Origin of the sequence: Pseudomonas sp. GM55 (genome assembly GCF_000282395.1) — a bacterium.
Lineage (GTDB): Bacteria > Pseudomonadota > Gammaproteobacteria > Pseudomonadales > Pseudomonadaceae > Aquipseudomonas > Aquipseudomonas fluorescens_CC.
Genome location: NZ_AKJJ01000072.1, coordinates 26,908 through 44,596, shown reverse-complemented (window position 1 = coordinate 44,596; position 17,689 = coordinate 26,908). Strand labels below are relative to the sequence as shown.

Genomic DNA, 17,689 nt, shown 5'->3' with positions numbered 1-17,689 from the left:
TTCGAACAACAAAAACAACATTCGAAATGCACTTTGAGGACTACAACAATGATTATTTACGGTGTGGCGCTGTTGGCGATCTGTACGCTGGCAGGGGTGATCATGGGGGACATGCTCGGTGTGTTGCTGGGTGTGAAGTCAAACGTCGGCGGCGTCGGGATCGCGATGATCCTGCTGATTTGCGCACGGTTGTGGATGCAAAAACGTGGCGGCATGACCAGGGATTGCGAGCTGGGCGTCGGCTTCTGGGGCGCCATGTACATCCCGGTGGTGGTGGCGATGGCGGCGCAACAGAACGTGGTCACGGCGCTGCACGGTGGTCCGGTGGCAGTGTTGGCGGCGATCGGTTCGGTGGTGGTCTGCGGTTGCACCATTGCCCTGATCAGCCGGACCCACAAAGGCGAACCCTTGCCCGATGAACCGGCGGATGTAACGGCGGTTGGCGCACCGGCAGGAGGTCGCTGATATGTGGGATCTCATCAAGAACGGCCTTGAACACAACGGTCTGGTCACTGCATTCGCCTTCGTCGGCGTGATCATGTGGGTGTCAGTGGTGATCTCCAAACGCCTGACCTTCGGGCGTATCCACGGCTCGGCGATTGCCATCGTCATCGGCCTGGTGCTCGCCTGGGTTGGCGGCACAATGACCGGTGGGCAAAAAGGCCTGGCGGACCTGACGCTGTTTTCCGGCATCGGGTTGATGGGCGGCGCCATGCTGCGGGACTTCGCCATCGTCGCCACGGCATTCGAGGTGCAGGCCACCGAAGCGAAAAAGGCCGGCTTGATTGGCGTGATCGCGCTGCTGTTGGGCACGGTGCTGCCGTTTATTGTCGGCGCGTGCATGGCTTGGGCCTTCGGTTACCGCGATGCGGTGAGCATGACCACAATCGGCGCCGGTGCGGTGACCTACATTGTCGGGCCAGTCACCGGAGCGGCCATTGGCGCCAGTTCCGATATCGTGGCGCTATCGATTGCCACCGGCCTGATCAAGGCGATTCTGGTGATGGTCGGTACGCCGATGGCGGCGCGCTGGATGGGCCTGGATAACCCGCGCTCGGCGATGGTGTTCGGTGGGCTGGCCGGGACGGTCAGTGGTGTGACCGCCGGTCTGGCGGCGACGGATCGGCGGTTGGTGCCTTATGGCGCGTTGACTGCGACGTTCCATACCGGGTTGGGCTGCTTGCTGGGGCCTTCGTTGTTGTTCTTTATTGTTCGCGGGATTGTCGGCTAAACCGCGAGTTGTATTGCCTGATCTGACGCCATCGCCGGCAAGCCGGCTCCTACAGGATTTACGCAGTCCACGTAGGAGCCGGCTTGCCCGCGATGGGCGCGGCTCGATTTCAAACCTGCCGATTGGCATACATCCGACATTCCGCCAGCAATGCCAGCAGGTTCGGATCTCTCTCCTTGGCCTTCAGGAACACCACGCCAATGTGCTGCTGCAAGCGGTACTTCTCCTGCAACGGGATCAGCTTCACCCGGTTCTCGTACACCGCCGCAATCCGCCCCGGCAGCAACGCATAACCCACGCCCGAACTGACCATGCTCAGCAGGGTGAAGATGTCGTTGACCTGCATCGCCACCTTCGGCTCGAACCCTGCCTGCTCGAATACCCGCTTGCCGTCCTGGTGGGTGGCGAAGCCCTGGGTCAGGGTGATGAAGGTTTCGTCGCGGACCTCGGCCAGGTCGACTTCGGTGCGCTGGGCAAACCTGGAGTCGGCGGGCGTGGCGAGGAATATGTCGTCGGAGAACAGCGGGATGTGCTCGCAATCCGGATCGTTGACGCTCTCGTCCAGCGACACCAAGGCCGCATCGACTTCCATGTTCTTGAGCTTGTAGAGCAGGTCGATGTTGGAGCCCAGAATCAGGTCGATGTTGAGCTCGCTGCGGCGGATCTTCAAACCCATGATCAGCTGCGGCACGGTCTTCACCGTCAGTGAATACAGCGAACCCAGTTTGAACCGTTCGGCCGAGAACCCGGCGGCTTCGCGGGTCAGGCGCACCGTTTCGACGACATCCTGAATCAGCTTCTGTGCCCGCTCTTCCAGCACATAGGCGCTTTCCAGCGGCGTCAGGCTACGGCCTTCGTGCTTGAACAACGGGCAGCGCAGGGCGCTTTCCAGGGAATGGATCGCCCGATGCACGCTGACATTGCTGGTCTGCAATTCGGCGGCGGCGCGTGCCAGGTTGCCGGTGCGCATGAAGGCCAGGAACACCTCGAGTTTTTTCAGGGTCAACTCTTCATCGATCAGCATGGGCCGGACTCTTTCTGGAATGACTCGATTGTGCCCAATTACGCCGGGCCCGTCGTACAGAAACATTGCGCTTTTACGCTCCAAGCCTGAGCCTTGCGCGTTGTGGTGATGAAATTCGAGGTGAGCAACGCATGTATCACGGGGAACGATTGAATGCCTGGACGCATCTGGTCGGGGCAGTGGCGGCGTTTGTCGGAGGGGTGTGGCTGATTGTGCTTGCCAGCCTCGACGGCAGCCCGTGGAAGATTGTCAGCATGGCGATCTACGCCTTTACCCTGCTGGTGCTTTACAGCGCATCGACCGTGTACCACAGCGTGCGTGGGCGCAAGAAAGCGATCATGAAGAAGGTCGATCACTTTTCGATCTATCTGTTGATCGCCGGAAGCTACACGCCGTTCTGCCTGGTGACCCTGCGCGGGGCGTGGGGTTGGACGTTGTTCGGGATTGTCTGGGGGCTGGCGCTGATCGGCATCCTGCAGGAGATCAAGCCGCGTTCGGAAGCGCGGATTCTGTCGATCGTGATTTACGCGGTGATGGGCTGGATTGTGTTGGTGGCAGTCAAGCCGCTGCTTGCCGCGCTGGGCGGCGCCGGATTTGCGTGGCTGGCATCAGGCGGGGTGTTGTACACGGTGGGGATTATCTTTTTTGCCCTGGACGACCGGCTGCGGCATGCCCACGGGATCTGGCATCTGTTTGTCATCGCCGGGAGCCTGCTGCATTTTGTGGCGATTTTCTTTTATGTCCTCTAGACCGCTTCGCGGCCGTTGCCGGCAAACCGGCTCCTACGGGATTGGCGTCGGCCACCCTATCTCTGTAGGAGCTGGCTTGCCAGCGAAGGCGGACTAGAAGTCACCCCAAAGCTGCTGGGCCACCGCCAGTGCAACAACCGGCGCGGTTTCGGTGCGCAGCACCCGTGGACCGAGGCGGGCGGCGTGGAAGCCGCTGGCCTTGGCCTGATCGACTTCGGCATCGGACAAACCACCCTCCGGACCGATCAGGAATGCCAGATTTGAAGGTTTGGCGTGGCTCACCAACGGTTCGGCCACCGGGTGCAGCACCAGTTTCAACTCGGCTTGTGCCTGCTTGAGCCAGTCGGCCAACAGCATTGGCGGATGAATCACCGGCACCCGTGAACGCCCGCATTGCTCGCAAGCGCTGATTGCTACCTGGCGCCAGTGCAGCAGGCGCTTGTCGGCGCGCTCGTCCTTGAGCCGCACTTCGCAGCGTTCGGTGAAGATAGGGGTGATTTCAGTGGCGCCCAGTTCCGTGGCTTTCTGAATCGCCCAGTCCATGCGCTCGCCTCGGGACAAGCCTTGGCCGAGATGGATTCGCAGCGGCGATTCGATCTGCCCGGCGAAGCTTTCATCGATCTGCACCACGACGCGCTTTTTGCCGACTTCGACCAGGGTGGCGCGAAACTCATGTCCGGAACCATCGAACAGTTGCAGCGCATCGCCTTCGGCCATGCGCAAGACGCGGCCGATGTAGTGGGCCTGGGCTTCGGGCAATTCGTGCTCGCCGGTGCTCAAAGGGGCGTCGATAAAGAAGCGGGAGAGTCTCATGATGGGTCTCTGAAAAAGGTGCAAGTCATCTGAAGGTCGTGCCGACCTTATCGCTGGCAAGCCAGCTCCTACAGGTTAGGTGCCGCACACAAAACTTGTGGCACACACCAATCCTTGTAGGAGCTGGCTTGCCAGCGAAAGCTGGTCTACCAGGTCCCACAGGATTGCGGTTGAAATCAATCAACCCGGATCACGGAACCCCGGATGGAAGTCCTTCGGCACCGCCACGCTGACGCTGTCACGGGTCGCAATGTCGATCCCTTCGCTGGCCACTTCAGCCAGGAAGTCGATCTGCTCCGGGGTGATCACATACGGCGGCAGGAAGTACACCACGCTACCCAATGGGCGCAGTAACGCACCACGCTCCAGGGCGTGCTGGAACACCTTCAGGCCGCGACGTTCCTGCCACGGATAAGCTTCTTTGCTGGCCTTGTCCTTGACCATCTCGATGGCCAGCACCATGCCAGTCTGGCGCACTTCGGACACGTTCGGGTGGTCGACCAGATGCGCCGTCGACGCAGCCATGCGTTGCGCCAGGGCCTTGTTGTTCTCGATGACGTTGTCTTCTTCGAAGATGTCCAGGGTCGCCAGGGCCGCCGCGCACGCCAGCGGGTTGCCGGTGTAGCTGTGGGAGTGCAGGAAGGCGCGCAGGGTCGGGTAGTCGTCGTAGAAGGCGCTGTAGACCTCGTCGGTGGTCATGCACGCCGCCAGCGGCAGATAGCCGCCGGTCAGGGCTTTGGACAGGCACAGAAAATCAGGGCGGATACCGGCCTGTTCACAGGCGAACATCGTCCCGGTGCGGCCGAAGCCGACGGCGATTTCGTCGTGGATCAGGTGCACGCCGTAGCGGTCGCAGGCTTCGCGCAGCAGCTTGAGGTACACCGGGTGGTACATGCGCATGCCACCGGCACCCTGGATCAGCGGCTCGACGATCACCGCCGCGACCGTGTCGTGGTTTTCGGCCAGGGTCTGCTCCATGGCCGCGAACATATTACGCGAATGCGCCTCCCAGCTCATGCCCTCGGGGCGCAGGTAGCAGTCCGGGCTCGGCACCTTGATGGTGTCCATCAACAGCGCTTTGTAGGTCTCGGTGAACAGCGGCACGTCACCCACCGACATCGCCGCCATGGTTTCGCCGTGGTAGCTGTTGGTCAGGGTGACGAAGCGTTTCTTGTTCGGCTGACCGCGATTGAGCCAGTAGTGAAAGCTCATTTTCAGCGCGACTTCGATGCAGGACGAACCGTTATCGGCGTAGAAGCACCGGGTCAGGCCGTCCGGTGTCATCTTCACCAGGCGCTCGGACAGTTCGATCACCGGTTGATGACTGAAACCGGCAAGGATCACATGTTCGAGCTGATCGACCTGGTCCTTGATGCGCTGGTTGATTCGCGGGTTGGCGTGCCCGAACACATTGACCCACCAGGAGCTGACCGCATCGAGGTAGCGTTTGCCTTCGAAGTCTTCCAGCCACACGCCTTCCCCGCGCTTGATCGGGATCAGCGGCAGTTGTTCGTGATCTTTCATCTGGGTGCAGGGATGCCACAGCACGGCGAGATCGCGTTGCATCCACTGATTATTCAGGCCCATTTTCACTCTCCTGGAGGCGGTCCGTTACCTGCGCGGACAAACAATCGCGCAAGCCTATGCAATGCGTGCCACGGGGACAACCCATTGTGTCGAATGAGCTACTTTATCCAGGCCGAAAGACGTTGCTGGCGGGTGTTTGAAGGCTGACGTATCCTTCGCGGTTCTTGAGCCGTCTGGCTCGCAAAAACTGCTGTTTTCCTCGTGTAATTCCGGAGTTCGCTGAATGTCTGTCGGTTGGCTGCGCGCCTGTGCGCTGGTGATGTTGGGGCTGTTCAGCGTGTCTGCGCTGGCCAAGGATAAAACCGCGATCGTGATCGGCGGCGGCCTGTCGGGCCTGACTGCCGCATACGAGCTGCAGAACAAGGGCTGGCAGGTCACTCTGCTGGAAGCCAAGTCGAGCCTGGGCGGTCGTTCCGGCATGGCCACCGGCGAGTGGATCGGCAATGACAAGACCCAACCGGTGCTGAACAAGTACGTATCGAACTTCAAGCTGAGCACCACGCCGGCCCCTGAGTTCGTGCGGACCCCAGGCTACCTGATCGATGGCGAGTATTTCTCCGCCGCCGATCTGGCGACCAAACAACCGGCCACCGCCGAGGTGCTCAAGCGCTTCGACAAGACCGTGGACGATCTGGCCCGCTCGATCGACGACCCGCAGAACCCGGCTGCCAACAACACGCTGCACGCGCTGGATCAGATCAACGTGTCGAGCTGGCTCGACAAGCAGAACCTGCCGGCCACCGCTCGCCAGTTGATCAACCAGCAGATCCGTACCCGCTACGACGAGCCTTCGCGCCTGTCGCTGCTGTACTTCGCACAGCAGAGCCGCGTTTACCGTGGCGTCTCCGATCGTGACCTGCGTGCATCGCGCCTGGTCGGCGGCAGTCCGGTGCTGGCCCAGGCCCTGGTCAAGCAGCTGAAAACCATCAAGACCAGCTCCCCGGTCTCGGCGATCATTCAGGACAAGGATGGTGTGACCGTCAAGGTCGACAACGTCAGTTACAAGGCTGACTACGCCGTGCTGGCCGTGCCGCTGCGCGCCCTGAACAAGATCCAGATGACCCCGGCGCTGGACGCCCAGCACCTGGCGGCGATCAAGGGCACCAACTACGGCTGGCGCGACCAGATCATGCTGAAGTTCAAGACGCCGGTGTGGGAGTCCAAGGCGCGCATGTCTGGCGAAATCTACAGCAACGCCGGCCTGGGCATGTTGTGGGTCGAACCTGCCCTGAAGGGCGGTGCCAATGTGGTGATCAACCTGTCTGGCGACAACGCGCGGGTGATGCAGGCTTTCGGCGACAAGCAGATGGTCGATCAGGTGTTGATCCGCCTGCATGCGTTCTATCCACAGGCTCGCGGTTCGTTCACCGGTTATGAAATCCGTCGTTACAGCACCGACCCGTCGACTGGCGGTGCCTACTTGGCCTTCGGTCCTGGCCAGATCAGCAAGTTCTGGCGCCTGTGGGAACGTCCGGTCCAGCGTGTAGCCTTTGCCGGCGAGCACACCGACACCCTGTACCCTGGCACTCTGGAAGGTGCGTTGCGCACTGGCCAGCGTGCAGCCAGCCAGGTTGAAGACCTGGCGGCGGGCAAGTCGTTCGAACCGGCGAAAGTGGTCCCGGCCGCCGCTGCGGCGGGCGCTGGGGCGGTGGCGGCGAAGAAAGGCAATTTCTTCAGCAACCTGTTCGGCGGCTCGGATGACGAGAAGAAGCCAGAGCCGGCCAAGGCACCTGAGCCAGTTGCACCACCAGTGCCTGCTCCGGCGCCAGCCCCGGCCGCCGCGCCGGCCCCGGTGGAAGCACCGAAGCCTGCGACCCCGGTAAAAACCGAGCCAGCCAAAAAGGCTCCGGCCAAAACGGCAGCCAAGACCGAGGCGAAAAAAGCCCCGGCCAAGGCACCGGTCAAGAAGGCTGAGCCGGCGAAGAAGCCGGCTGCCAAACCTGCTGCAACTCCGGCAACGGATACCAAGGCGCAGTAAGCCCTGGAGTCAAAAAAACGCGGCAGAAATGTCGCGTTTTTTTATGCCCGGAGAAATCCGGATTCACAATCGAATAAACCTCTTGCAGGAAGTGTTATTGAATTGGGCTACATTTTTGTATACACATTGCCCTTTAATCTTTCCTTAATTCGCCTGTTTCAGACTCTTGATCGTATTTCTCGATATTTCAAGGCAAAATTTTCCGATTTAATTCGATAGATAACTCGATAGTCTTGGGCCAGCACTTACAGGGATCTAGGCAATGCAGCTACGTAACTCTACCTCCCGCTACGGCTGGGTCAGCATCTTCATGCACTGGGGCGTGGCACTGGCCGTGTTCGGTTTGTTCGCCCTCGGGCTGTGGATGGTTGGCCTGGACTATTACGACCCATGGCGCAAGGACGGGCCGGAACTGCACAAGAGCATTGGCTTGATCCTGCTGGGCATCATGGTGCTGCGCGTGTTGTGGCGTTTCATCAGCCCACCGCCACCGGCCTTGACCAGCTACAGCCGCATGACGCGTCTGGGCGCCATGTTCGGCCATGCCTTTCTGTATATCTGCCTGTTCGCCGTGATGATTGCCGGTTACCTGATTTCCACGGCAGAGGATGTCGGGATTCCGGTGTTTGACTGGTTTGAAGTGCCTGCCCTGGTTTCCGGACTGCCGGACCAGGCAGATAACGCCGGTGCGATTCACCTCTATCTGGCGTGGGTGCTGGTAATTTTTTCCGGCCTCCATGCGTTGGCAGCATTGAAACACCACTTTATCGACCGTGATGCGACCCTCAAGCGAATGCTGGGTCGCGAAGCCTGAAATTCAACCTCGACTCCCAAGGAAAACAAAGCATGTTGAAAAAGACTCTCGCCGCTCTGGCAATCGGTTCCGCTCTGCTGTCCGCCAACGTGATGGCGGCTGACTACATCGTCGACAAAAAAGGTCAGCACGCTTTCGTCAACTTCAAGATCAGCCACCTGGGCTACAGCTTCATCACCGGTACCTTCAAGGACATCGACGGTAAGTTCAGCTTCGACGCCGCCAAGCCTGAAGACAGCAAGGTCGAGTTCAACGTGAACACCGCCAGCGTTTTCAGCAACAATGCTGAGCGCGACAAGCATATATCCGGCGATGATGATCTCCTGAACTCAGGCAAGTTTGCCAAAGCCACCTTCGTTTCCACCAGCGTCACACCAACGGGTAAAAATGCCGCAGGCAAAGACACTGCTGACGTAGCCGGTGATCTGACCATGGTAGGCGTGACCAAGCCGATTGTGGTCAAGGCCACTTTCCTGGGCGAAGGCAAGGATCCATGGGGCGGCTACCGTGCCGGTTTCGAAGGTACTGCCAACCTGAAGCGCTCCGATTTCGGCAATCAAAAAAACCTGGGTCCAGCGTCCGATGCGGTCGAGCTGTACGTGACGTTTGAAGGTGTGAAAGCGAAGTAATGCTGAGCCTGTAGGAGCTGGCTTGCCAGCGAAGGCGTAATTGGCGACCCCACAGGAATCAGGGTGATCCCATCGCCGGCAAGCCGGCTCCTACAGGTTCTGTGTTGATGCATAAAAAAATGCCCCTGATCTCGCGATCAGGGGCATTTTTATTGCGGCGATAACTCAGCGATTGCGGGTCAGCAGCGCTGGTTTCTCACCACGAGGACGGCTTGGCAGTTGATCCAGCTGCTCAGGTGTCGGGAAGCGGTCGGCCTTCGACTCCTTGTGCATGATCTTCGGTGCCGGGCCGCGCGGGTTCTGCACGGCCGGCTCGGAGCGTGACTGGTCGTCACGGGCCGGGCGGCGATTGCGCGAGTCTTCGCGGCGGGCCTGGCCGTCGCGCGGTGCGCCACTGCGTGGGCCGTTGCGCTTGGCCGGTGGGGTGCCGGTGCTGGCGCCATCGCTGTTGCGCGGACCGCTCTGGCGACCTTGCGGTTTGCCGGAACGTGGAGCACCCGAACCTGCTGCGGTGCCTTGTGCCGGAGCACCCGGACGACGGCCACGGCCTTGCGCGGGTTTCTGCTGCGGCACGTAGTCGACGCGGTTACCGAAGTTATCGATATCGTCGTCCAGGAACTCGTCCGGGGCACGGTCAGCAGCAGCGCGTGGCGGTTGGCTCGGACGCTGTTCGCGGGCCGGGGTACCTTCGCGAGGCTTTTGCTGACGGGCAGGTCGCTCACCGCGTTCGCCGGCCGGTTTTTCCTTGCCCTTGTCCTTGCCTTTGTCCTTGCGACCGCCACCGCTGCCATTCGGACCGTCACCGCGCGGGCCGCGTGGATTGCGTGGGTTACGCATGTCCGGACGCTCGCGCACTTCAGGTTTTTCGGCTTCCACGGCGCTGGCATCGAAGCCCATCAGGTCGCCATCGGCGATTTTCTGTTTGGTCATGCGTTCGATGCTTTTCAGCAGTTTTTCTTCGTCCGGGGCTACCAGCGAAATCGCTTCGCCCGAACGACCGGCACGGCCGGTACGACCGATACGGTGCACATAGTCTTCATCGACATTCGGCAGTTCGAAGTTGACCACGTGTGGCAGCTGGTCGATGTCCAGGCCGCGGGCGGCGATGTCGGTGGCCACCAGGATGCGCACGGTGCCGGCCTTGAAGTCGGCCAGGGCTTTGGTGCGGGCGTTCTGGCTCTTGTTGCCATGGATCGCGACGGCGCTCAGGCCGTGTTTGTCCAGGTACTCGGCCAGGCGGTTGGCGCCGTGCTTGGTGCGGGTGAACACCAGCACTTGTTCCCAGGCGCCGGCGGTGATCAGGTGGGCCAGCAAGGCACGCTTGTGGCTGGCCGGCAGACGGAATACGCGTTGTTCGATGCGCTCGACCGTGGTGTTCGGCGGGGTGACTTCGATGCGTTCCGGGTTGTGCAGCAGCTTGCCGGCGAGGTCGGTGATGTCCTTGGAGAAGGTCGCCGAGAACAACAGGTTCTGGCGTTTGGCCGGCAGACGCGCCAGCACTTTCTTCACGTCATGGACGAAGCCCATGTCGAGCATGCGGTCGGCTTCGTCCAGCACGAGGATTTCCACGTGGGACAGGTCGACGCTGCCTTGGCCGGCCAGGTCGAGCAGGCGGCCAGGGCAGGCCACCAGCACGTCAACGCCGCGGGACATGGCCTGAACCTGCGGGTTCATGCCGACGCCACCGAAAATGCAGGCGCTGACGAACTTAAGGTCACGGGCATAGACCTTGAAGCTTTCATGCACTTGCGCGGCGAGTTCGCGAGTCGGGGTCAGGACCAGTACGCGCGGCTGGCGCGGGCCGTGACGCTGGGATTTGTCCGGGTGACCGTTGGGGAACAACCGCTCCAGGATCGGAAGGGCGAAACCGCCGGTTTTACCGGTACCTGTCTGTGCCGCGACCATCAGGTCGCGACCTTGCAACACGGCGGGAATGGCCCGCTGTTGCACCGGAGTAGGCTCGGTATAGCCCGCCGCCTCGATGGCGCGGACTAAAGCCTCGGAGAGACCGAGGGAAGCAAAGGACATGAGAAATCCTGTTTTAGTTAGGGCTTGGCCCAATGGGAGTCTTGCCTGGCGCGAATGGCGTTTAAGAAGACGCTATCCCGTCCGGTCCTGCTGGGTCTCGAAGGCTCGCCTGCAAGCGCTCGCGCGGGCTGTGAAGCTGCGCAGTAGCGGGGTTGAGATGCCTTGAACGATTCCGAGCGTCCGGGCGTGAGCCTGGCGGGAAGGCCGGAGTATAACAGAGCAATCACTGCGCGCTGCTTTCCTGCTGCTCAACGGTTTTTTCCGTGGCAGCCGTGGCCTTTTCAGTCTTCACGCTGGCCGCCGGTTCCGCACCATAGCGGGCACTCAGTTCGGCGTAGGCGGGTTCGCGCTTGAAGCGTTTGAGTTCGGCACCGAAACGCTGCACGAGCAGGTCCATGCCCGCATTGCGCCGCACCGCCAGGAACTGGCTTTGCTGGCTGATGATCGTGGGATTTTCGGTGATCTTGTCGCGGATGCCCAGTTCATCGAGCAAATGCTGGCCGACCCGGCGGTCGGTAATCAGCAGGTCAATCCGTCCGCGCACCAGTTTGCCGAAGTTGGCTTCATGGGTGGGGGCCGGCTCGCGGGTGAACAGCGTCGAATCGCTGAAGTCCTTGCTGTACAGGTAACCCGGCGAAGTGCCGATGGTCAGGCCGCGCAAGTCATCAAGGGTGCGAAACGGATGGGGCCGGTCATTGGCGTAGAACATCACGAACTGGACTTCAGACAGTGGTTCGCTGGGGTAGAGCAGGGTGGCATCACGCGCATCGCTGTGAAAGATGTCCAGCGCGCCGTCGGCCTGCCCTGATTCAAGCATCGACAGGCAGCGTTTCCATGGCAGGAACTGCCATTCCACTTCAATGCCCAGGCGCTTGAAGACAATGGCGGTGGTTTCGTAGTCCAAGCCCAGTGATTTGCCGTTGTCCTCATACACATAAGGCGCCCACGGCTCCGTGACAATGCGCAGCTTCTCGCCCCAGGCGGCGAAGCTCAGGCAAGTGAAGACAAACACGGCGGTTAATTGCGTGATCAAAGGCATGTGCTTGAGATTACGACGAGAAACCGGAAAGAGCCAGAAACTGACTGCAGATGCTCTAACTCCGTGGATTGCCGCACATTAATAGTGCATTGAAAGCAAAAGATCGCAGCCTGCGAAAGCTCCTGAAGGAGCTGCCGAAGAATGCGATCCATTGATCTTGCTTGTAGCTTTCAGTTTTGAACTGGCCGTTGCTTCAACGCGGCAACTTCAGGTTTTTCCACACTGCCAGGCTCGCTTCAGCCTGGTTCAGCGTGTAGAAGTGCAGCCCCGGAGCGCCGCCTTGCAGCAGTTGTTCGCACATCTCGGTGATGACCTGTTCGCCAAAGCGCTGAATGCTCTGGGTGTCGTCGCCGTAGGCTTCCAGTTGCTTGCGGATCCAGCGCGGGATTTCCGCACCGCAGGCATCGGAGAAGCGCGCCAGCTTGCTGTAGTTGGTGATCGGCATGATGCCCGGCACGATCGGGATATTCACACCCAACGCCTGCACGCGTTCCACGAAGTAGAAGTAGCAGTCGGCGTTGAAGAAGTACTGGGTGATCGCACTGTCGGCGCCAGCGTTGGCTTTGCGCACGAAGTTGGCGACATCCTCTTCGAAGTTGCGCGCTTGCGGATGCATTTCCGGGTAAGCAGCGACTTCGATGTGGAAATGATTACCGGTTTCTTCACGAATGAATTCAACCAGGTCATTGGCGTGGCGCATTTCGCCACTGGCCATGCCCATACCGGAAGGCAGGTCACCGCGCAGGGCAACGATGCGCTTGATGCCGGCGGCCTTGTACTGGGCCAGCAGACCGCGCAGGTCGTCCTTGCTGTCGCCCACGCAGGACAGATGCGGAGCGGCAGGGATTTTGACTTCGCTTTCGAGCTGCAACACGGTGTTCAGCGTGCGATCACGGGTCGAACCGCCGGCGCCGTAGGTGCAGGAAAAGAAATCGGGGTTGTACGCAGCCAGCTGGCGAGCAGTGGCGAGCAGCTTTTCTTGCCCAGCATCGGTCTTCGTAGGGAAGAACTCGAAGCTGTAGCGACGTTCTTGGGACATGGTCATATCCTTGGAAACACGTAAAGCGGACGCTGGCCCTTGTAGGAGCGAGCTCTGCTCGCGAAAAACGCCAGGACAACGCATTTATCCAGACTGCACGCGTCATCGTTAACGTCCATCGCGAGCAAGCTCGCTCCTACACAGGAAGAGCCGTCCGATCAGTAGCGGTAGGCGTGCGGCTTGAACGGACCTTCGACGGTCACGCCGATGTAGTCGGCCTGGGTCTTGGTCAGTTGAGTCACCACGCCGCCGAAGCCACGGACCATTTCCAGGGCCACTTCTTCGTCGAGTTTCTTCGGCAGTACTTCAACGGTCAGGCGCTCGGCTTTCTGGGCTGGCGACAGGTCGGCGTACTTCTGGCCGAACAGGAAGATCTGCGCCAGAACCTGGTTGGCGAACGAACCGTCCATGATGCGGCTCGGGTGGCCAGTGGCGTTGCCCAGGTTAACCAGGCGGCCTTCGGCCAGCAGGATCAGGTAGTCATCGTTCTGTGGGTCGAAATCACCCGCACCGGTACGGTGGATCTTGTGAACCTGTGGCTTCACTTCTTCCCATGCCCAGTTCTTGCGCATGAAAGCGGTGTCGATTTCGTTGTCGAAGTGGCCGATGTTGCAGACAACGGCGCGCTTCTTCAGGGCTTTGAGCATGTTCGAATCGCAAACATTGACGTTGCCGGTGGTGGTCACGATCAGGTCGATCTTGCCCAGCAGTGCCTTGTCGATGCTGGCTTCGGTGCCGTTGTTGATCCCGTCGATGAACGGCGAAACCACTTCGAAACCGTCCATGCAGGCTTGCATGGCGCAGATCGGGTCGACTTCGGAGACTTTAACGATCATGCCTTCCTGACGCAGGGACTGAGCGGAGCCCTTGCCCACGTCACCGTAGCCGATCACCAGCGCCTGCTTGCCGGACAACAGGTGGTCGGTGCCGCGCTTGATCGCATCGTTCAGGCTGTGACGGCAGCCGTACTTGTTGTCGTTCTTGCTCTTGGTCACCGAGTCGTTGACGTTGATGGCCGGGATTTTCAGCTCGCCCTTGGCCAGCATGTCCAGCAGGCGGTGAACGCCGGTGGTGGTTTCTTCGGTCACGCCGTGGACGCGATCCAGTACCTGTGGGTACTTCTTGTGCAGCAGCTCGGTCAGGTCGCCGCCGTCGTCGAGGATCATGTTGGCGTCCCATGGCTGGCCATCCTTGAGGATGGTCTGCTCCAGGCACCACTCGTACTCTTGTTCGGTTTCACCTTTCCAGGCGAAAACCGGGATACCGGCAGCGGCGATGGAAGCGGCGGCCTGATCCTGAGTCGAGAAAATGTTGCAGGACGACCAGCGCACTTCGGCACCCAGGGCAACCAGGGTTTCGATCAGCACGGCAGTCTGAATGGTCATGTGGATGCAGCCGAGGATCTTCGCGCCCTTGAGCGGTTGCTCTTCGGAGTACTTGCGACGCAGACCCATCAGGGCTGGCATTTCGGATTCGGCGATGATGGTTTCGCGACGGCCCCAGGCAGCCAGGGACATGTCGGCAACTTTGTAGTCGGTAAAATCTGCAGGCGTGATAACAGCGCTCATGAAGAGCCTCCATTCGTAATGTATGCGAATGGGCGCCGTTGTGCGTTTAGTGTCGGGCCGATCAAGGCCTGGCAACGCCCCATCCGAGCCTGACAGGTCTAGCCTGCTGCAGCGCCCCTCGGACAGGTGGCGGGAAAACGGTATCCAGTAGAGGTTACCGTTTTGAAACGGGGGCGATTATAGCGGGCTATGCTGATCTTCCAAAGCGTTTCTGTCAGTCAATGTCCGAACGGTAATCGCGACCATAGTCGATGGTGAATAGAGCTCTAGCTCGGGGTCTGCCAAGATACCGCCCATCATTCGGCAAGACGCTCAGGAGTGAATATGAATTTCCACACCCGCAAATGGGTAAAACCCGAAGACCTCAACCCTAACGGCACTTTGTTCGGCGGCAGCCTGCTGCGCTGGATCGACGAAGAGGCGGCGATCTACGCTATCGTCCAGTTGGGCAACCAGCGCGTAGTGACCAAGTACATTTCCGAAATCAACTTCGTCAGCGCCTCGCGCCAGGGCGACATCATCGAACTGGGCATCACGGCTACCGAATTCGGCCGCACCTCGATCACCCTGACGTGTGAAGTGCGCAACAAAATCACCCGCAAGAGCATCCTCACCGTTGAAAAAATGGTGTTCGTGAACCTCGGTGAAGACGGCTTGCCGGCACCTCACGGCCGGACCGAGATCAAGTACGTCAAGGACCAGTTCAAGGATGACGCCAGCGTGTAGGAGCGAGCACGCTCGCGATGGTCGTTAACGATAACACTGGGTACCTGACACCCAGTGGTGCTCTCAAGTCCATCGCGAGCAGGCTCGCTCCTACAGAAGGAATACCCGTCGTAGCTAAATGACCCGCCACCGGTGACGCTCAACCCGCCACATCAAGTACAGTCGCCGCGCGCCGCTGGCGATAGATGAAGAACAGTGCCGTCGACACGGTCAGCCCGCTGACCAGCGCACCGGTCCACGGCAAGTCCGCCAGATCCGTGCCGCTGGCCACCACCAGTCCGCCAATCCATGCCCCGGCGGCGTTGCCGAGGTTGAAGGCGCTCTGGTTCAAGGTCGAGCCCAGGTTCGGTGCTTCATGGGCCTGATCGATGATCAGCAGTTGCAGGATCGGGCACAGGGCGAAGGCAAACGTTCCCCACAACACCAGTGTGATGGCCGCCGGGATCGGCGAATGGCTGGTTTGCGTGAATGCCGCCAGCACCACCAGCACCGCCAGCGCCATGCCCACCAGCGAGGGCAGCAAGCGGCTGTCCGCCAGGCGGCCACCGAGCATGCTGCCGGCGGTCAAGCCCACGCCGAACAACAGCAGCATGATGGTGACGCCGTGGGGGCTGACGCCGGTGATGTCCTGCAGGATCGGCGCGATGTAGGTAAACACACTGAACAGGCTGGTGGAGGCCAGCACACTCATGCCCAGGGCCAGCAGTACGCTGGCCTTGCCCAGCACCTTGAACTCGCTGGCCAGGTTGGCTTTATCCATTGCGATGTTTTTCGGCAGCCAGACCCATTGCGCAATCGCGGCCAGCACACCGATCACCGATACCGCCCAAAACGTCGAGCGCCAACCGGCGTATTGCCCGAGTGCGGTGCCCAGTGGCACGCCGAGCACATTGGCCAGGGTCAGGCCAGTGAACATCATGGCAATCGCCTGAGCCCGTTTGTTGGGGGCTACCAGCCCGGCGGCCACCACGGAACCGATGCCAAAAAATGCGCCGTGGCACAGTGCCGTGACCACTCGCGCCGCCATCAGCGTGGCGTAATTCGGCGCCAGGGCGCAGAGCATGTTGCCGAGGATGAACATCAGCGTCATGCCCAGCAGGGTGGCCTTGCGCGGCATGTTGGCGGTACCGACGGCGAGGATCGGTGCGCCGAACACCACGCCCAGGGCATAGCCGGTGATCAGCAGTCCGGCATCGGGAATGCTCACGCTGAGGTCGCGGGCGACGTCGGGCAGCAGGCCCATGATGACGAATTCGGTGGTGCCGATGCCGAAGGCGGCAACAGCGAGGGCAAGTAAAGCGAGTGGCATGCGCAAGGTCTCTGTCGGTAGTCTTGACGCTGTGATCAGGCATACGCATGCCGATGACCGTTCTCGACGAGAGCGGGCAGGGCAGTATTTTTATTGGAATTAGTCTGTGCGCAACTGAGTGCGGCGTGGCGGCTTGCAGTATAAACAGCCACTGAAATATGGCGAATCAATTCTCTATTGCCTTTGTAGGAGCCGGCTTGCCGGCGATAGCGTTCTTAAGGTCGTCATCGCCGGCAAGCCGGCTCCTACAAGGGGCGGGACAAAATAAGGAGTAGGCCGTGCTTGCAACGGCGTTGGTGTTGGTGGCGGCGCTGTTGCATGCGGCGTGGAATACCCTGATCAAGTTCAGTGCGGAGCGGCTGTTGGTGGTGGCCTGCATGGACAGCGTGGCGCTGCTCTTTGTCGCGTTGATGTTGCCGTTCCTGGCCATGCCGCCGCTGGAGATCTGGCCGTGGATCCTGGCATCGGCGGCATTCGAGTTGCTCTATCGCTATTTACTGATCCAGGCCTATCGGGTCGGCGACCTCGGGCTGGTTTATCCGCTGATGCGCGGATTGTCACCGTTGGTGGTGCTGGCGCTGACGCTGATCTTTGCCGGAGAGGTGCTGACCCATCAGCAGATTTTCGGAATCCTGCTGATCCCGTTCGGCATGCTGTGCCTGCTCTGGCAGGGCGGCGGCGGTGCGCGTTTGCCGTGGTCGATGTTGCCGGTGGTGGCGTTGATCGGCCTGTGCATCGGTTGCTACACCTACATCGACGGCCAGGCGTTGCGGCGCTGGGCCCATCCGCTGGATTACCTGGTCTGGGTCACCTTGCTGAGCGCCTGGCCGTTTCCGTTGCTGGCCTGGGTGCGCAAGCGTCCGGCATTCAAGTTGTTCTGGCGCGAGCAATGGCGGCTGGGCCTGGCGGTCGGGTTCTGCGTGTTGTTCAGCTACGCTTTGGTGCTGTGGGCGATGCAGATGGGGTCGATTGCCGAGGCCGCAGCGCTGCGCGAGATCAGTGTGATTCTGGTGGTGCTGTTCGGCATGCGTTACCTGAAAGAGCCGTTTGGCGGGCCACGGTTACTCGCCTGTAGCCTTGTAATGATTGGCATACTGGTGATGAAGTTTTGATCGCTGTGGATGGATTCGATTTTCTACAACTTGAAGAAGGGAC

The 17,689-nt window shown here is 60.5% G+C and carries 16 protein-coding genes and 1 riboswitch; of the genes, 8 read left to right on the top strand and 8 right to left on the bottom strand.

Features of this window, described 5'->3' with window-relative positions:
• The first annotated feature begins 48 nt into the window (after positions 1-48).
• Together madL and madM are read left to right on the top strand one after the other, a co-directional pair.
• A complete protein-coding gene (gene madL, locus PMI31_RS19160) occupies positions 49-465 on the top strand; it encodes a malonate transporter subunit MadL (RefSeq protein ID WP_008019933.1) in 417 nt (138 codons plus the stop codon).
• A 1-nt stretch (position 466) separates the two neighbouring features.
• A complete protein-coding gene (gene madM / locus PMI31_RS19155; RefSeq protein WP_008019932.1) occupies positions 467-1,231 on the top strand; it encodes a malonate transporter subunit MadM in 765 nt (254 codons plus the stop codon).
• A 109-nt stretch (positions 1,232-1,340) separates the two neighbouring features.
• On the opposite strand, the gene PMI31_RS19150 is transcribed toward madM, so the two are convergent.
• Complete coding sequence (locus PMI31_RS19150; protein WP_008019931.1) at positions 1,341-2,255, bottom strand: LysR family transcriptional regulator; 915 nt, start codon at positions 2,253-2,255, stop codon at positions 1,341-1,343.
• Between the two features lie 131 nt (positions 2,256-2,386).
• On the opposite strand from PMI31_RS19150, the gene trhA reads away from it, so the two are divergent.
• Positions 2,387-3,004, top strand: a complete 618-nt coding sequence (trhA, locus tag PMI31_RS19145; protein WP_008019929.1) for a PAQR family membrane homeostasis protein TrhA — start codon at positions 2,387-2,389, stop codon at positions 3,002-3,004.
• A gap of 93 nt (positions 3,005-3,097) precedes the next feature.
• On the opposite strand, the gene PMI31_RS19140 is transcribed toward trhA, so the two are convergent.
• Entirely contained in the window at positions 3,098-3,817 is a 720-nt protein-coding gene (locus PMI31_RS19140) for a 16S rRNA (uracil(1498)-N(3))-methyltransferase (RefSeq protein WP_008019928.1), read from the bottom strand.
• 180 nt (positions 3,818-3,997) lie between these two features.
• Positions 3,998-5,404: an adenosylmethionine--8-amino-7-oxononanoate transaminase gene (locus tag PMI31_RS19135; protein WP_008019927.1), complete on the bottom strand. Its 1,407-nt coding sequence runs from the start codon at positions 5,402-5,404 to the stop codon at positions 3,998-4,000.
• Positions 5,405-5,627: 223 nt separating this feature from the next.
• Between PMI31_RS19135 and PMI31_RS19130 the strand changes: the two genes are divergently transcribed.
• From PMI31_RS19130 to PMI31_RS19120, 3 genes are all read left to right on the top strand, one after another.
• Complete coding sequence (locus PMI31_RS19130) at positions 5,628-7,382, top strand: flavin monoamine oxidase family protein (protein ID WP_008019925.1); 1,755 nt, start codon at positions 5,628-5,630, stop codon at positions 7,380-7,382.
• A gap of 262 nt (positions 7,383-7,644) precedes the next feature.
• The gene (locus PMI31_RS19125) at positions 7,645-8,196 is read left to right on the top strand and encodes a cytochrome b (protein WP_008019924.1); all 552 of its coding nucleotides are present in this window, start codon (positions 7,645-7,647) and stop codon (positions 8,194-8,196) included.
• 32 nt (positions 8,197-8,228) lie between these two features.
• The gene (locus PMI31_RS19120; protein WP_008019923.1) at positions 8,229-8,825 is read left to right on the top strand and encodes a YceI family protein; all 597 of its coding nucleotides are present in this window, start codon (positions 8,229-8,231) and stop codon (positions 8,823-8,825) included.
• A 165-nt stretch (positions 8,826-8,990) separates the two neighbouring features.
• Here PMI31_RS19120 and PMI31_RS19115 read toward each other — a convergent pair whose 3' ends face one another.
• The 4 genes from PMI31_RS19115 to ahcY form a co-directional block, all read right to left on the bottom strand.
• Complete coding sequence (locus PMI31_RS19115; protein ID WP_008019922.1) at positions 8,991-10,853, bottom strand: DEAD/DEAH box helicase; 1,863 nt, start codon at positions 10,851-10,853, stop codon at positions 8,991-8,993.
• 223 nt (positions 10,854-11,076) lie between these two features.
• Positions 11,077-11,892 (bottom strand): substrate-binding periplasmic protein, encoded by an 816-nt coding sequence (locus tag PMI31_RS19110; protein WP_008019921.1) that lies wholly within the window; start codon positions 11,890-11,892, stop codon positions 11,077-11,079.
• Between the two features lie 193 nt (positions 11,893-12,085).
• The gene (metF, locus tag PMI31_RS19105) at positions 12,086-12,931 is read right to left on the bottom strand and encodes a methylenetetrahydrofolate reductase [NAD(P)H] (protein WP_008019919.1); all 846 of its coding nucleotides are present in this window, start codon (positions 12,929-12,931) and stop codon (positions 12,086-12,088) included.
• Between the two features lie 158 nt (positions 12,932-13,089).
• On the bottom strand, positions 13,090-14,499 hold the full coding sequence (ahcY, locus tag PMI31_RS19100) for an adenosylhomocysteinase (protein WP_007975450.1): 1,410 nt from the start codon (positions 14,497-14,499) through the stop codon (positions 13,090-13,092).
• Between the two features lie 23 nt (positions 14,500-14,522).
• A riboswitch (S-adenosyl-L-homocysteine riboswitch) is annotated at positions 14,523-14,625 on the bottom strand.
• 198 nt (positions 14,626-14,823) lie between these two features.
• On the opposite strand from ahcY, the gene PMI31_RS19095 reads away from it, so the two are divergent.
• On the top strand, positions 14,824-15,225 hold the full coding sequence (locus PMI31_RS19095) for an acyl-CoA thioesterase (protein ID WP_008019918.1): 402 nt from the start codon (positions 14,824-14,826) through the stop codon (positions 15,223-15,225).
• Positions 15,226-15,364: 139 nt separating this feature from the next.
• Here the strand turns inward: PMI31_RS19095 and PMI31_RS19090 are convergent, their stop codons facing one another.
• A complete protein-coding gene (locus PMI31_RS19090; protein WP_008019917.1) occupies positions 15,365-16,534 on the bottom strand; it encodes an MFS transporter in 1,170 nt (389 codons plus the stop codon).
• A gap of 278 nt (positions 16,535-16,812) precedes the next feature.
• On the opposite strand from PMI31_RS19090, the gene PMI31_RS19085 reads away from it, so the two are divergent.
• A complete protein-coding gene (locus PMI31_RS19085; RefSeq protein WP_008019916.1) occupies positions 16,813-17,646 on the top strand; it encodes an EamA family transporter in 834 nt (277 codons plus the stop codon).
• Positions 17,647-17,689 lie beyond the last annotated feature (43 nt).